The organism is Streptodolium elevatio (assembly GCF_040649515.1).
GTDB lineage: Bacteria > Actinomycetota > Actinomycetes > Streptomycetales > Streptomycetaceae > Yinghuangia > Yinghuangia elevatio.
The window spans coordinates 1-14,231 of record NZ_JBEZFP010000194.1 but is presented as its reverse complement, the minus strand read 5'-3'; the positions used below and the strand labels follow the sequence as shown (position 1 = coordinate 14,231).

The window sequence follows — 14,231 nt, the reverse complement described above, 5'->3', positions numbered from 1 at the left end:
CCCCCGGCCCCCCCCCCCCCCCCCCGCCGACCCGCCGCGCGCACCGGGCTCGGCACCGAGCCCGAACCAGGCCTCGTACCAAACCCGGTACCGAGCCTCGCACCAAGCCCAGTACCGAGCCTCGTACCAAGCAGCGCACCGGGTCCGGAACCGGGCCCGGCACCAGACCACCCGCCGACAACGGCACAGATCACGCGAGAAGGAGCGGACGATGAACACGGTCACCCGGGTCGGCGCTTTCGGAGTCGGCATCACGTTGGCGTTCGGCGCCGCCTTCGGCGTGGGCAACGCCGTCGGGCCCATCGGCTCCGACGCCAAGCCCACGCACGGCGGGCACAACGGCGGCGACCCGGCGGCCGCGCAGCCCGCACCGCCGGGCGGCGCCCCCGGCGCGGCACCCGCGGCACCCGCGGCGGCGGAGGAGCCGGGCGGCCTGCGGGTCTCCGAACGCGGCTACACCCTCGTGCCGTCGGGCGACCCGCTGGCGGTCGGCGTCCCCGCCGACTTCCGCTTCCAGATCATCGGCCCCGACGGCAAGCCCTGGACGCGGTACGAGCGTTCCCACGACAAGGACCTGCACCTGATCGTCGCGCGCCGCGACCTGTCCGGGTTCCAGCACGTGCACCCGGTACTCGGCAGCGACGGCACCTGGAGCGTGCCGCTGACCTTCCCGAGCGCCGGCGACTACCGCGTCTTCGCGGACTTCGCCCCCGCCGGCGACCCGGACGGCGGGCTCACCCTGGGAGCGGACGTCTCGGTGTCCGGCGACTACCGGGCGACGCCGCTGCCCGCGCCCGTGCGTACCGTCGAAGTCGACGGATACGCGGTGACCCTCGAAGGGGACCTCACCACGTCCGCGAGCATGCTCACGCTGAACGTGTCCAAGGGCGGCCGCCCGGTCACGAACCTCCAGCCGTACCTGGGCGCGTACGGCCACCTGGTCGCGTTGCGGCAGGGCGACCTCGCGTACCTGCACGTCCACCCGCAGGGTGAGCCGGGCGACGGCAAGACCCCGGCCGGTCCCGGCATCGGGTTCCACGCGCAGGCCCCCAGTGCGGGCAGCTACCGCCTCTACCTCGACTTCCAGCACGAAGGAGTCGTCCGTACCGCGGAGTTCACCGTGCGTGTCGGCACCCCGGACGCGGGCTCGCCGACCGCCGTGCCGACAACTGTCCTACCGTCGACGCCGGTTGCGCCCCCGGCCACCGGCGAATCCTCGGACGGCCACTCCCACTGACCCGCGGGGCGGATTTAATCCGTCGTGGTCCCGACCCCCTTTGCGGCAGCATGGATCCACCGCATGCCAAAGCCACTCCAAGGGGGACGAGTGTCTGCGCCCGGATCCGGGGGAAACAGCCCCAGTTCGCCGAAGCGCAAATCCGCAGTGTTCCTCGCACTGCGCTTCTACGGTCGGGAACTGTCGCGCAACCGACGCGTCGCCATACCCGCGCTCATGCTGCCCGCGCTGGGCAACGTCCTGCTGCACTACGTCGCACCGCTGCTGGTCGGCGCGCTGGTCGGCCACCTCGCCGGCGGCGGAACCTCGGTGCTGCCGTACGTGCTGGCCTTCGCCGGCGTCGGCCTGCTCGCCGAAGTGCTGTGGCGGATCGGCATGCACTGCCTCAACCGCACCGACGGCCGGGGCATGGAAAGCTTGTACGTACAGGGGATGGACGAACTCCTCGCCAAGGACGCGGCGTTCTTCCACGACAACTTCGCGGGTTCGCTGACCAAGCGCGTCCTCAGCTTCGCGGCACGCTACGAGGAGTTCGTCGACACCCTGGCGTTTTCGGTGGTCGCCAACCTCGTCCCCCTGGTCTTCGCATCCGTCGTGCTGTGGTTCTACAGCCCGATCCTGGTCGCCGTGCTGATCGGCATGCTGGTGGTCACCGGTACGCTCGTCGCCCCGCTGATCCGCCGCCGCCAGGTCCTGGTGGACCAGCGCGAGGCCGCGATCGCACGGGTCTCCGGGCACGTCGCCGACAGCCTGACCAACATGGAGACCGTGCGCGCCTTCGCCGCCGAGGAGCAGGAGGCCGCCGAGCACAAGTCCCGGGTCGCCGAGAGCCGCAGGCTGTCCCTGCGCTCATGGGACTACGGCAACCTGCGCATCGACGTGCTCGTGGCACCGCTGTCGGTCCTCGCCAACTCGCTGGGCCTGCTGCTCGCGGTCACGCTCGACGGCGGGCTCGGCGTCGAGGCGACGGTCGTGGCCTTCGCGTACTACGGCAACGCGACGCGCATCATGTTCGAGTTCAACCAGATCTACCGCCGCCTGGAGAGCGCGCTGACCGAGGCGGCCCAGTTCACCGAACTGCTGCTGGACCCGCCTACGGTCGTCGACCCGCCGGCGCCCGAGCCGCTGCGCCCGGCCGCGGCCGACGTCCGGTTCGCCGACGTGACCTTCGCGTACGGCGACGCTCCGCCGCTGTTCGCGGGGCTCGACCTCGACGTCCCGAGCGGCTCGAAGCTCGGCCTGGTCGGCCGCTCCGGCGGCGGCAAGAGCTCGCTCACCCGGCTGCTGCTGCGCTTCATGGACGTCGACGGCGGGCGGATCCTGATCGGCGGCCAGGACATCGCCAAGCTGCGGCAGGCCGACGTGCGCAGCCTGATCGCGTACGTGCCGCAGGACCCGGCCATGTTCCACCGCACGCTGCGGGAGAACATCGCCTTCGCACGCCCCGGAGCCACCGACAAGCAGCTGATGCGGGCGGCCCGCGCCGCGCACGTCACCGAGTTCGCCGAGGCGCTGCCGGACGGCTTCGACACCGTGGTCGGCGAACGCGGCATCAAGTTGTCCGGCGGGCAGCGCCAACGGGTCGCGCTGGCCCGGGCGATCCTCCGCGACGCCCCCATCCTGCTGCTCGACGAGGCCACCAGCGCGCTGGACTCGGAGAGCGAAGTCCTGGTCCAGCGGGCGCTGTGGGAGCTGATGGAAGGGCGGACCGCGCTGGTGGTGGCGCACCGGCTCAGCACGGTCGCGCAGATGGACCAACTCGTCGTGCTCGACCGCGGCGAGGTCGTCGAGCGGGGCACGCACGCCGAACTGCTGGCCCGCCGCGGGACGTACGCCAAGCTCTGGCACCACCAGTCCGGCGGGTTCCTCGACGGGACCAATGAGGCCGACACCGGGAATGCCGAGGCCGCCGTAGGCCCGCGGGGCGCCGACGACGTAGGCGGCGTTCCGGAACTGCACACCTGACGGCGCCGCGCGCGGACAGGCCCCGTGCGCGGACCGTGCCCGTGCCCTGGAGGGTGAACCGCTCGCCGTTCGCGGCGAATGTACGTTTTGAGATTGTTTCGTGGATATACGGTGTATATGCACGGCGGTATGTTCCGGCCCCGGGCTCCGCAGGGTGATCGGCTGGAGGGCGCCATGAGCGACGGGACGGAGTCCGCGCGCGGCAGGCTGACCCGCGAGCGGGTTCTCCAGGCGGCACTCGAACTGGTCGACGCGGAAGGGCTCGACGCGCTGAGCATGCGGCGGCTGGCGGCCGACCTCGGGGTCGAGGCGATGGCGCTCTACCACCACGCGGACAGCAAGGGCGGGGTGCTCGACGGCCTGGTCGAGATGATCTTCGTGGAGGCCCACCGCCGTCTCGACGAGGGGCGGCCCGCCCGCACGGTGCGCGCCGAGCTGCACCGCATCGGCCGCACCCTGCTCGACGTGGCGTCGTCTCACCCGCACGTCCTGCCGCTGGTCACCACGCGCCTGCTGGCGGTGCCGCTGGCCCGGCGCCCGGCCGCCGTGCTGCGGCTGCCCGACCGGGTGCTGGGCCTGCTCACCGAGGCCGGTGTCGACCGGCGGTCGGCGGTCGGGGCGTACCGGGCGTTCAGCGGGTGGGTCCTCGGGTACGCCGTCGTCGACCTGCGTGCCGTCGTGGACGCCCCCGACGACCCCGAGCCGGCCATCCGCCTCGGCCTGCACCGGCTGCGCACCGACTTCCCGTACCTGCGCGCCCTCGCCCCGACCATGGCCACCGGCGGCGGCGAGCACGAGTTCGTCCGCGGCCTGGACGCGCTCATGGACGCGTGGCAGGTGCCCTGACCCGGCGCAGGGTCGCACGTGCTGCGCACGACAGCGCGCGGCGAGAGGCGCAGACTCGAATGAGGGGCGCCGCTCGGCCGCGCCCTCCACGCGTGGTCTGTGAGGTCTGTTCTCGTGCACGACGTGCCGTTCTGGCTGTGGCTGGTCTTCGCCGTGGTGGTGCTGGTGTCGCTCGCGGTGGACCTGTTCGCGCACCGCAGGGAACACGTCATCGGGTTCCGCGAGGCCGCGGCGTGGAGCGCCGTGTGGATCGGCCTGGCCATCGCCTTCGGCGGGCTCGTCTACGCGGTGGTCGGGGTGGACGCGGGAACCGAGTACACGACCGCGTGGCTCCTGGAGAAGAGCCTGTCGGTCGACAACCTCTTCGTGTTCACGCTGATCTTCGCGTACTTCCGCGTGCCCCGGGAGGACCAGCACCGGGTGCTGTTCTTCGGCGTCATCGGCGCGCTCGTGTTCCGGGGGGTCTTCCTGGCCCTGGGCGTCGCGATCGTGAGCCGGTTCGCGGCGGTGCTGTTCCTGTTCGCGGCCGTGCTCGCGTACAGCACGTACAAGATCGCGCGGGGTCAGGAGGACTCCTTCGACCCCGGCAAGAGTGTCGCGGTCAAGATGCTGCGCAAGGTCGTCCCGGTGCGCGACGAGTACGCGGGGCACCACTTCTTCGTCCGCGAGGGCGGCCGGCTGGTCGCCACGCCGCTGCTCGCGGTGGTCGCCGCCATCGAGGCGGCCGACCTGGTGTTCGCCGTCGACAGCGTGCCGGCCGTCCTCGCGGTGAGTAGCGACACCTTCGTCGTCTACACCAGCAACGCGTTCGCGATCCTGGGGCTGCGGGCGCTGTACTTCCTGCTCGCGGAGATGCTCGACCGGTTCGAGTACCTCGACAAGGGCATCGCGGTCATCCTCGGCTTCATCGCCGTCAAGCTGACCCTGCAGGCGACGCACGAGACGATCAGCAAGGACGTGCCGGAGATCCCGTCGCTGGTGAGCCTGGCGGTGATCGTGGTCGTGCTGGCGGTCTCGATCACGCTGAGCATCGTGCGTCCGCCGGCCCACGAGGGCGACAAGCGCAACTGAGCGCGACCGGCCGGATGCGTCTGGGGGATATTCCCCAAAAGTCCCAAATTTTACGAGAATTGTCGTAAAATCATGGGCATGAACGAGCAGGAGCGGATGAGGACGGCGGACGCCAAGTACGTCTGCCCGACCTGCGGCAAGCCCGTCGCCACTGTCCCGGAGCGCCACAAGACGATGGGGGTCTCGTTCCCCGTCTGGGTGGCCGGCCCGTGTCACAACTCCGAGTGTCCCGACTCCGTTCCGGAGTGGATGCACACGGACCCGCGTCGCCACGCCGGCCACCGCTGACATCGGGCCGCCCGCTACTTGCGGGCGCTACCGGCCGCGACGTACTGCAGGTCCTGCACGACGAGGTCCCGACCGACCTCGAAGGGCGACCTGACGGACGCCACTGTGCCCGTCCCGCGCGTGACGGTGACGCTTTGCGCGCCGCTCGCCAACGGGTGGACCAGTGCGGTCATACCGGCGCCGGCCTGGCCGTCGCGCGTCTGGGCGCCTGATTGCACCCGCACGTCCGCGGGAGCGGTCAGGAACACGAGTGCCTCGACGGTGTCGCGCGGTGTCGTGGTGCCGCCGCGCGGTGCCATGAACTTGGTCTGGCCGGCCGCGGTCGGCTTGTCCGCGACGAACTGCCGACGGTGTGTCACGTACGCGACGTCCCGCACGATAGCGGGCTTGGCGCCGCGCTTGAACCACGTCAGGTAGTACGACGAGATGTCCAGGTAGACACGGCCGTTGTGCACCGACGGCGCGAACTGCGTGCCCTCGGAGTAGTCGTTCCACGTGGTCAGTTGCACCCAGTCGGCGCCCTTGTCGATGGCGCCCTCCCAAGTGGCCCGCAGGTTCTCGGTGTTGCCGGCCTCGTCGAAGATCGACTGGTTGGGCCGCTCGTCCTGGACCGACACGGGCTGCATCCAGATCTTGCCCATGCCGTGCGCCTTGGCGACGTCGCCCGCGATGTTGCCCTGGGCCTTGGGGCTGCGGTTGCCCCACACCGAGAAGCCGTGGCTGATCGGCGCGAACGCCTGCGCATTGGCCCCGAAGTTCAGGAACACCGGGACGAACGCCACCTTCTGCCGGTACTTCTGCTCCATCACCTTCATGAAGTCGGTCCACCACTGCGCGGTGCGGCCCTCGGCCTTGAACGGCGAGACGACCAGCCTGCCGTCGTCGAGCCGGTGCACGCTCTTGGACGCCGCGAGGCCGACCAGCGCGGCGGCCAGGGCGTTCTGGTCGAGACCGCCGATCTGCGACGCGGTCATGTCGGGCATCAGCACGATGCGGAAGCCCGGGTCGACGCGCTCGGCGGCCTTGATCAGCAGGTCGACGCGCTTTCGGTGCGGGCTGGCAGGGTCGAGGTTGAGCAGGTCGACGGTGAAACCGTCGATCCCGGCGGAGACCGCGGTGCGGATCTCGGTCTCCATGTCCTGGAGCTCCCAGTCCCCGGCCAGCGGCTCACGGGGGAGCGGGCGGTCGCGCAGCAGGCCGCCGTACGCCTTGTGCTTGCCGCCTTCGCCGTTCGGGTTCAGGTAGTTCTTCGTGTAGTAGTCGTCGGCTCCGCCCTTGTTGTTGAGGGAAACCGGGTACGGCGTGAAGTAGTGCGCGAACACCTTCTTCGCGGACCCGCGCAACTCCGCCGTGCCCGGCAGGTCGAACGGGAGCGGTCCGTTGCCCGGCGACGCGGGAGGTGTCGACGGTGCCGCGGTGGTGGGGCCCGGGACGCTCGGCGCATTCGGGGGCGGTGTGTTGGAGGCGGGGCCGCCGGGCGACGACGCGCCCGGCTTGGGGCCGTCGGGCGCGGGGGACGCCGGCGCCGGCTTCGAACTGGCAGACGCGCTAGGGCTCGCGGCGCCGCCTGCGGGGGGATTTTCGGGATCGCAACCGGCGACGGTTGCGAGCAACGCGACCAGGGTGACGCTTGTCGCGGCCGATCTGGCCAGGCGTCGGGGTACGCGTGCGGATGTGGCGGGCATGGGGGGACTCCCGGCTCAACTTCACTGGGGAAAGCGGAAGGCCAGAACCTATTGCCGAGCCGGTCGCTCGCAATATCCGCGGGACGCGAGCCGAGTGAATCCGTGAAAGAACTTGACCTGCAAGGGGGTTCGTCTGGGCGCGGGACGCGCCGGGCCCGGCGGGCCCTCCAGGGGAGGCCCACCGGGCGGCCGGCGGAGCGACAACCTGCGGGAGGTGGTGCCGCGGATGGCCTCCCGGGCGACGCGCCCGCCGGTGGGCGCCCTCCGCGGTGCGCGAACTCCCCCGGTCGGACCGGACGTTGCCCGGCCATGAGCCCGCGCTCCGGCCACCGGTCCGCGTACTAGTAGGACTTCGTTAGGTCTTCTCGGGCGGTGGTTGCGGTGAGACGTTGTCCGGGTGGATGTGCGTCGGATCGAGGGCTTACGCATCGAGTTGGCGGAGTTCGTCGCGGACGTGTTCGCGTCGGTGCCGCGCAGGGACCAGCGGGCGAAAGGCGATTGCTATCTGCGGGGACTGATGCTGGACGGGCGGCGCAAGTCGGTCCAGGCGATGGCCGGGCGGCTGCCGGACGGCAACGAGCAGAACCTGCAGCAGTTCGTGAACCAGTCCCCGTGGGACCCGGTCCCGGTGCTGCGGCGGATCGCCGAGCGGATGGTCCCGCTGATCGGCCCGGACGCGTGGGTGGTCGACGACGTCTCCTTCCCCAAGGACGGACGGTGGTCGGTGGCTACGGCCCCGCAGTGGTGCGGAGCGCTGGGCAAACAGGCGAACTGCCAGGTCGCGGTCACCGTCCACGCGGTGACCGACCGTGTCTCCTGTCCGTTGGACTGGCGCCTGTTCGTCCCCGAGGAATGGGCGCACGACACCGAGCGCCGGACCAGGACCGGCATTCCCGACGGGGTCGGGCACCGGGAGAAGTGGCGCCTGGCCCTGGACGAGATCGACGAACTCGGCAGCTGGGGCCTTGCCCCGCCGGTGGTGGTGGCCGATGCCGGCTACGGCCAGAACGCCGAGTTCCGCGCGGAACTGACCCGCCGGGACCTGGCGTTCGTGGTCGCGGTCCGCGGCGACCTGAACGTCCAGGCCCACGACGCGGTGCCGGTCGCCCTGCCCCGGTCCGGCACCGGCAGACCCTCCGAGCCCCGCTACCGCCTGCCCCCGCAACGCGTGAACCAGCTGGCGACCTCAGCCGGACGCGACGCATTCTCCGAGGTCACCTGGCGACCCGGCTCCCGCGGCCCCATGCACTCCCGGTTCCTTGCACTGCGCGTGCGCCCGGCCGGCCGACGGGCCCGGCAACACGCCACAACGGCCGCGACCGACCACGACGGCTCGTGGAACGGTGTCCTGCCCGCGCTATGGCTCCTGGCCGAATGGCCCCTCGACCGGGACATCCCCACCGGATTCTGGCTGTCGAACCTGCCCGCCGACACCCCGGTCACCGCATTGGTGCGGCTGGCGAAGATCCGCCGGCGCATCGAGCACGACTACCGCGAACTCAAACACGGCCTGGGCCTGGACCACTTCGAAGGACGCTCCTGGCGCGGCTGGCACCACCACGTCACCCTCGCCACCGCCGCCCACGCCTTCCTCACCCAGCACCGGCTGCACCCAAAAGCCCCGACGCCGGCCTGACGTTCTACCAGGTCCTGGACACCCTCCAGAGCCTGCTGAACTGCTGGACCGGCATCTGCACCACCTGCCACCGCCCCCTGCCCGAACAACGCAGACGCCCAACCACAGCAAGATCCAAACAGACCTAACGAAGTCCTACTAGTGGCGTGACCTGCGCTTCATCAGGAAGAAGACCAGGATCCCCACGACCAGGACCACCAGCACGATCCCGATGATCAGGCCGACGCCGAACTTGCTCTTCTTCTTTTTCTTCTTCTTCGGCTTGGCCGCCGGGGCGTGCGCCACCGGGTTCTCCGCCTTCGCCACCGAGCTTGGCGCCTGCGGCAGTTGCTCCGCCGGAGCCCCCTGCACGGCGGCGCCGGTCTGTGCCTGTGCGGCACCCGCCGCCGGTCCGCTCGGTGCGGCCCCCGCGACCGGACCGACGAACAGGGTGAGGCCCAGCGCGAGCCCCACTGCCGTACCTGCCAAACGACGCATCATCGCCCCTCTCCCGGGGCCGCTCGGCCGGACCCCACCGGCCCGACCGGCTTGCCCCGGCAAACCGAGCCCCCACGGTAGCGGCGCGATTCCGCCCCCGTTGGGCTCTGTGCGGTTGGGTCCGCGCCTTTGGGCCACGGTGGCTCAGCAGGAACGTTCGTGCACCACAACCGCGCTCAGGCGGGCTACGAACTCGCGTAGGTGTCGGGGCGGAACCGCCGGGGCCGGCCCGGTCAGGCGGCCAGGCCCAGGGACCGCCTGCGCCGCGTCCAGAGGATGACGGGCGCCTGGCTCGACGGGTTGTCGGCACTGAACCCGTGGTCCTCGAGGAGCGACGCCACGTCGGCGGCGCTGCGGCGGCGCTGGTGCGCGGGGTAGCCCATCATGCCCGGGTCGTAGCGGTTCAGCACGTTCTCCGTGACCACGATCCGCACGCTGCGCAGGAGTTGCCAGATGTGGTGCTCCTCGTCGGACAGCAGGTTGAGCGCGTGGATCGCCCATATCGCGTCCGGGACGGGGGCCGACCTTACGGGTTGCAGTCTGGGCCGCATCAGCGTCGGTCTGCGGCGCAGCCGCCACAACATGAAGCTCAGCGAAGCCGAGTCGACCTCGTCCCCGGTCACCGAGAAGCCGGCCTCGGCCAGCGGGATCGCGTCGTTGCCGAGCCCGCAACCGTAGTCCACGATCGTGCGGACGCCCGCGGCCCACAGCAGCGGGATGCCCGCCTCGACGTAGTCCGGACGGCTGCCGCTCGCCCCCCACACGGCCAGCCCGTACATCCTCGCCATGCTGCGGCGGAACGTCTCGACGCCGTCGAGTCCGCTGCCGCGCTGCTCGCTCTCCACCCACGCCGGGTCGAAGTACGGGATGTACGCCGGGCCGAGGAACATCTTGAGCTCCTCGACGAGGGTGTGCCGGGCGGACGAGTCCCAGCGGTGCCTGTTCCACTCCTGGCCGCAGGCGACGCAGTCCGCCATGTGCGTGCCCACTTCGCGGCGCCGGTCCAGCGACAGGGTGTCCAGACGGTACGCGGCCAGGCGTGACCGCACTTCCTCGCATGACAAGGGCATTCCGACGTCCTTCCGAGCCGACCGCCGCGCGGCTGAAAGGCATCAGCCGCGTCATTGAATCACCGGCGAACGGGCGGGCGCTTGCCGAAGAACGCGGATCTTGCGGGGAGCGGCCGCGGCCGTTCCGGCGAATGCCGGACGCCTGCGCGCGGACTGGCCGCGGACTGGCCGCGGACTGACCGCGGACTGACCGAGGAAAGAACGCGGACTTTCGCGGACCCGCTGTGCGGAGCCTCCAGAAAGGCGGATGGATCGTCGTATACCGGGCGCGCAACCTTGCCTTGTTAATCATGGCCATGATAGCTATGAAAGCGAGAGGGATCGGTTGCGGCACCCGAGGCCGTCACCGCCGTCCCGTGGCGTCGATCGGAATGAGAAGCATCAATGAGCGAGCAGAAGCGCGTCGTCTACGCGACGGCCGTGTACGACCAGGCCGAAATCGACGCCGTCGTAGCCGTTCTGACGGAAGGTCAGAACGGCCTGCGGATCGGCCCGAACGTCGCCGAGATGGAGCGCCGGATAGCCGACCTCGCCGGCAAACGGCACGGCGTCATGGTGAGTTCGGGCTCCGCCGCCCTGTTCCTGGCGGTCGAACTGCTCGACCTGCCGGCGGGCTCCGAGGTGATCACCTCGCCGCTCACCTTCTCCACCGACCTGTCCTCGCTGCTGCGGGCCGGCCTCGTACCGGTGTTCGTCGACGTCGAGCCCGACACGTTCCAGATCGACGTCACCAAGATCGAGGAGATGATCGGCGAGAAGACCCGTGCGATCCTCGTCCCCAACCTGGCGGGCAACGCCCCCGACTGGGACGCGATCCGCGCGATCGCCGACCGGCACGGCCTGAAGGTCATCGAGGACTCCTGCGACGCGGTGGGCGCCACCCTGCGTGGCACCCCCACAGGTGCGCGCTCCGACATCTCGGTGACCAGCTTCTCCCTGTCGCACATCATCACCGCGGCGGGCAGCGGCGGCATGGTCATGCTGGACGACGACGACCTGCGGGACCGCTGCCTCACGCTGCGCGGCTGGGGACGCCGGTCGGAGACCCAGCTGTTCGGCTCGAAGGCCGGATCGCGCGACTTCTGGACCGACCTCGACGGCATCCACTACGACAACATGTTCATCTTCGACGAGGCGGGCTGGAACTTCCTCCCGAACGAACTGTGCGCCGCGTTCGGCGTCCAGCAGGTCAAGAAGCTCGACCACAACTACGCCCGCCGGCAGCACAATTTCGACCGCTTCACCGAGGTACTGAGCCGGCACCCCGAGTTCTTCACGCCGCCGCGCCAGCTCGACGGACTGAACACCGCGTGGCTGTCGTACTGCTTCCTGATCAAGCCGGACGCCGGGTTCGGGCGCAGCGACCTGCAGCAGTACCTGGAGGCGCGCGGCATCGACACCCGGGTGGTGTGGACCGGCAACGCGGCCCGCCAGCCGTTCATGAAGAACGCCGGGTTCCGGCAGCCCGCGGCCGGACTGCCGGGCGCGGACCACGTCATGGAGCACGGCATGCTCATCTCCTGCAACCACGGGCTGTCCGACGCCATGATCGCCCACGTGGGCGCGCAGATCGACGCCTTCGTCGCGGAACGCTCCGGAGGGCGGACGGCATGAGCGGGCGCACGACCGCATCCGTCGACGTACTGATCGTCGGGGCGGGCTCGGCCGGGTGTGTGCTGGCCGCACGCCTGTCCGAGGAGCCCGGCCGGGCCGTCCTGCTCGTCGAGGCGGGGCCGGACCACCGCGCGGCCGACCTGCCCGACGAACTGCGTACGCTGTCCCGCCCGGTCGCCTGGCCCTACAACTGGGGCGACCGGGTGACCTCGACCGGCGGCCGCGAGCTCAACTACGCGCGCGGCCGGGGGACAGGGGGCTCCTCGGCGACGAACGGCGCGGTGGCCATGCGGCCCGAGCCCGAGGACTTCGCCTCCTGGCCGAAGGAACTGGGCTGGGACCGGATGCTCGGCTACCTCAACCGGATAGAACGGGACCTGGACTTCGGCGCCGAGCCGTACCACGGCGACGCCGGACCCATCCCGATCCTGCGGCACCCGGAGGCGGACTGGACGCCGCTGCAACGCGGTTTCGTGGCGGGCTGCGTCGGGGCCGGGCTGGAGTTCTGCGCCGACCACAGCCGCCCGGGATCGACCGGCGCCGGGCCGATCCCGATGAACCGGCAGGGCCGAGACCGCGTCTCGAACACCGTCGCCTACCTTGAGGCGGCCCGGGACCGGTCCAACCTGGCGGTCTGGGGCGACTGCCACGTCGAGCGCCTGATCGTGGAACGCGGGCGCGTGGCCGGCGCGGTGACCGCGGACGGCCGGGTGGTCCGGGCGGGCCAGGTCGTGCTGGCGGCGGGTGTGGTGCAGAATCCGCTGCTGCTGTGGCGGTCCGGCATCGGGCCGGCGGTCGGCGTACGTGCGCTCGGGATCGACCCGGTGCATGAACTCCCGGCCGTCGGAAGCAACCTGACCGACCATCTGGTGATCTCGTACCGTGCGCCGGTGGACCCGGCGGCGACACCCGAGGGTGCGCCGACGTTGCAGACGATCGCGCGCGCCACGGCGCCCGGGAGCGACCGCCGCCACGATCTCCAGCTCACCCCCGTCGCGCGCCGCAACGCGGACGGGACCCGGGAGATCGAGGTCAGCGTGGCCCTGCAACTGCCCACGGGCGCGGGGAGCGTCGTGCCGACGGGTGGTGGCGTCGGGGATCCGGCGCGGATCGTATGGCCGTTCGCGGCGGACCCGGACAATCGGGCCCGGCTGCGGGACGGTTGGCGGCTCGCCGCGCGCGTCGTGGCGGCATCGGGTCTGGTGCCGGACGGATTCGGGGCGCAGGACGACAGCGACGCGGCCCTCGACCGGGTGATCGACGAGGCGCACTACGCCTTCTACCACGGCGTCGGCACCTGCCGGATCGGCGACGACCCCGAAACATCGGTGGTGGACGCCCAGTTGCGCGTGCACGGACTCGACGGGCTGAGGGTGGTCGACGCGTCGGTGGTCCCGACCGTGCCGCGCGCCAACACGCACCTGCTGGTGACGGCGTTGGCGGAACTGGGTGCCGAACTGGTGGCCGCGCGCGGATGAGGCGCATGGACGCGGACCCGCCGCCGCAGCGTCGGCATGGCGCTGCGGCGGCGGGAGTTCGGCGGGCGGCCGCGAGACGGGCGGCCTACGGCGTACGGCCGTCACGCGCGAAAGCGTGACGCGTACGGTCACGCGTACGGCCGTGACGGAGCGTCAGCCCTGCGGCTGTCCGTCGAGGCCGAGGATGGCGTTCGCCGGGAGCACGGAGTGCACGAGCTCCTCGTTGACCGGACCGTTGAACGGCGGGTATTTCGGTCCGCCCGCGTTGCGGCGGTAGACCGAGGTCGAGTGCTCCGGGTTCTTGTCGAACTCAGGGATGACCTTGTCGCCGAACAGCTCGATCTGCTCGTGGTACTCGTCGTGCGTGAGGTTCGCGCTGAGACCGAACACCAGCTGGTCGCAGCCGACTTCCTGGTACGCGGCGACCTGCTCGCAGACCTCCTCGGGCGTGCCGCACAGCAGGAACCCGCCCGCGATGAGCTGGTCGAGGAGCTCGTCGCCGCCGAGCGAGGACAGGTCGGTGGGCGGCGTCGGCCAGGTGATGCCGTCCGTCGACTTGGGCATGGTGTCGTGGTAGAGGTTCACCAGCGTCACCAGGTAGCCGGCCTGGCCCCGGAGGGCAATCTCGCGGGCGCGCTTGCGGTCGCTGAGGCAGATGACGCCGTTGGTCATCATGACGTTGTTGTTCTGGTAGTCGCCCAGGATCTCGGTGGGGTTCTCGGCGGCTTCCTTGTAGGCCTGGATGCGGCCCTTGAGGTTGTAGATCGGTTCGAAGTTGAACGCGATCGCGCCGATGCCCAGCGAGCCGGCCTTGGCGAACGAGCCGGGGTTGCCGCACGCCATCCAGATCGGCGGGTGCGAGTG

12 protein-coding genes are annotated in these 14,231 nt (G+C 70.9%); 8 read left to right on the top strand and 4 right to left on the bottom strand.

Annotated elements, in window-relative coordinates; translation table 11 throughout:
* Positions 1-211: 211 nt before the first annotated feature.
* The 5 genes from AB0C36_RS40295 (at position 212) to AB0C36_RS40275 (ending at position 5,407) form a co-directional block, all read left to right on the top strand.
* Entirely contained in the window at positions 212-1,237 is a 1,026-nt protein-coding gene (locus AB0C36_RS40295; RefSeq protein WP_358364009.1) for a DUF8832 domain-containing protein, read from the top strand.
* 147 nt (positions 1,238-1,384) lie between these two features.
* On the top strand, positions 1,385-3,202 hold the full coding sequence (locus AB0C36_RS40290) for an ABC transporter ATP-binding protein (RefSeq protein WP_358364013.1): 1,818 nt from the start codon (positions 1,385-1,387) through the stop codon (positions 3,200-3,202).
* Between the two features lie 174 nt (positions 3,203-3,376).
* Positions 3,377-4,048, top strand: coding sequence for a TetR/AcrR family transcriptional regulator (locus AB0C36_RS40285; RefSeq protein ID WP_358364006.1), 672 nt, complete (start codon positions 3,377-3,379; stop codon positions 4,046-4,048).
* A gap of 114 nt (positions 4,049-4,162) precedes the next feature.
* On the top strand, positions 4,163-5,119 hold the full coding sequence (locus tag AB0C36_RS40280; RefSeq protein WP_358364011.1) for a TerC family protein: 957 nt from the start codon (positions 4,163-4,165) through the stop codon (positions 5,117-5,119).
* A gap of 78 nt (positions 5,120-5,197) precedes the next feature.
* The gene (locus AB0C36_RS40275) at positions 5,198-5,407 is read left to right on the top strand and encodes a hypothetical protein (protein ID WP_358364003.1); all 210 of its coding nucleotides are present in this window, start codon (positions 5,198-5,200) and stop codon (positions 5,405-5,407) included.
* A gap of 14 nt (positions 5,408-5,421) precedes the next feature.
* On the opposite strand, the gene AB0C36_RS40270 is transcribed toward AB0C36_RS40275, so the two are convergent.
* Positions 5,422-7,092: a glycoside hydrolase family 71 protein gene (locus AB0C36_RS40270; RefSeq protein WP_358364000.1), complete on the bottom strand. Its 1,671-nt coding sequence runs from the start codon at positions 7,090-7,092 to the stop codon at positions 5,422-5,424.
* 397 nt (positions 7,093-7,489) lie between these two features.
* Here AB0C36_RS40270 and AB0C36_RS40265 point away from each other — a divergent pair, with 397 nt between their 5' ends.
* Positions 7,490-8,728 carry an IS701 family transposase gene (locus tag AB0C36_RS40265; protein ID WP_358363997.1) on the top strand — a complete coding sequence of 413 codons (1,239 nt, stop codon included), beginning with the start codon at positions 7,490-7,492 and terminating at the stop codon, positions 8,726-8,728.
* 138 nt (positions 8,729-8,866) lie between these two features.
* Here AB0C36_RS40265 and AB0C36_RS40260 read toward each other — a convergent pair whose 3' ends face one another.
* Positions 8,867-9,196 (bottom strand): hypothetical protein, encoded by a 330-nt coding sequence (locus tag AB0C36_RS40260; RefSeq protein WP_358363994.1) that lies wholly within the window; start codon positions 9,194-9,196, stop codon positions 8,867-8,869.
* 242 nt (positions 9,197-9,438) lie between these two features.
* On the bottom strand, positions 9,439-10,275 hold the full coding sequence (locus tag AB0C36_RS40255; RefSeq protein ID WP_358363991.1) for a zf-HC2 domain-containing protein: 837 nt from the start codon (positions 10,273-10,275) through the stop codon (positions 9,439-9,441).
* A gap of 384 nt (positions 10,276-10,659) precedes the next feature.
* On the opposite strand from AB0C36_RS40255, the gene AB0C36_RS40250 reads away from it, so the two are divergent.
* Positions 10,660-11,889, top strand: coding sequence for a DegT/DnrJ/EryC1/StrS family aminotransferase (locus tag AB0C36_RS40250; protein ID WP_358363988.1), 1,230 nt, complete (start codon positions 10,660-10,662; stop codon positions 11,887-11,889).
* The gene (locus AB0C36_RS40245) at positions 11,886-13,367 is read left to right on the top strand and encodes a GMC family oxidoreductase (protein WP_358363986.1); all 1,482 of its coding nucleotides are present in this window, start codon (positions 11,886-11,888) and stop codon (positions 13,365-13,367) included. Before AB0C36_RS40250 ends, AB0C36_RS40245 begins: the two co-directional genes overlap by 4 nt.
* Before the next feature lie 153 nt (positions 13,368-13,520).
* Here AB0C36_RS40245 and AB0C36_RS40240 read toward each other — a convergent pair.
* On the bottom strand, positions 13,521-14,231 hold a 711-nt coding region (locus AB0C36_RS40240), incomplete at its 5' end, for an LLM class flavin-dependent oxidoreductase (RefSeq protein ID WP_358363984.1).

Bases quoted from the DNA above. Each gene is read 5' to 3' on its own strand.
- AB0C36_RS40270 (WP_358364000.1), bottom strand. From the start codon at position 7,092: ATGCCCGCCACATCCGCACGCGTACCCCGACGCCTGGCCAGATCGGCC.
- AB0C36_RS40295 (WP_358364009.1), top strand. From the start codon at position 212: ATGAACACGGTCACCCGGGTCGGCGCTTTCGGAGTCGGCATCACGTTG.
- AB0C36_RS40285 (WP_358364006.1), top strand. From the start codon at position 3,377: ATGAGCGACGGGACGGAGTCCGCGCGCGGCAGGCTGACCCGCGAGCGG.
- AB0C36_RS40255 (WP_358363991.1), bottom strand. From the start codon at position 10,275: ATGCCCTTGTCATGCGAGGAAGTGCGGTCACGCCTGGCCGCGTACCGT.
- AB0C36_RS40245 (WP_358363986.1), top strand. From the start codon at position 11,886: ATGAGCGGGCGCACGACCGCATCCGTCGACGTACTGATCGTCGGGGCG.
- AB0C36_RS40275 (WP_358364003.1), top strand. From the start codon at position 5,198: ATGAACGAGCAGGAGCGGATGAGGACGGCGGACGCCAAGTACGTCTGC.
- AB0C36_RS40250 (WP_358363988.1), top strand. From the start codon at position 10,660: ATGAGCGAGCAGAAGCGCGTCGTCTACGCGACGGCCGTGTACGACCAG.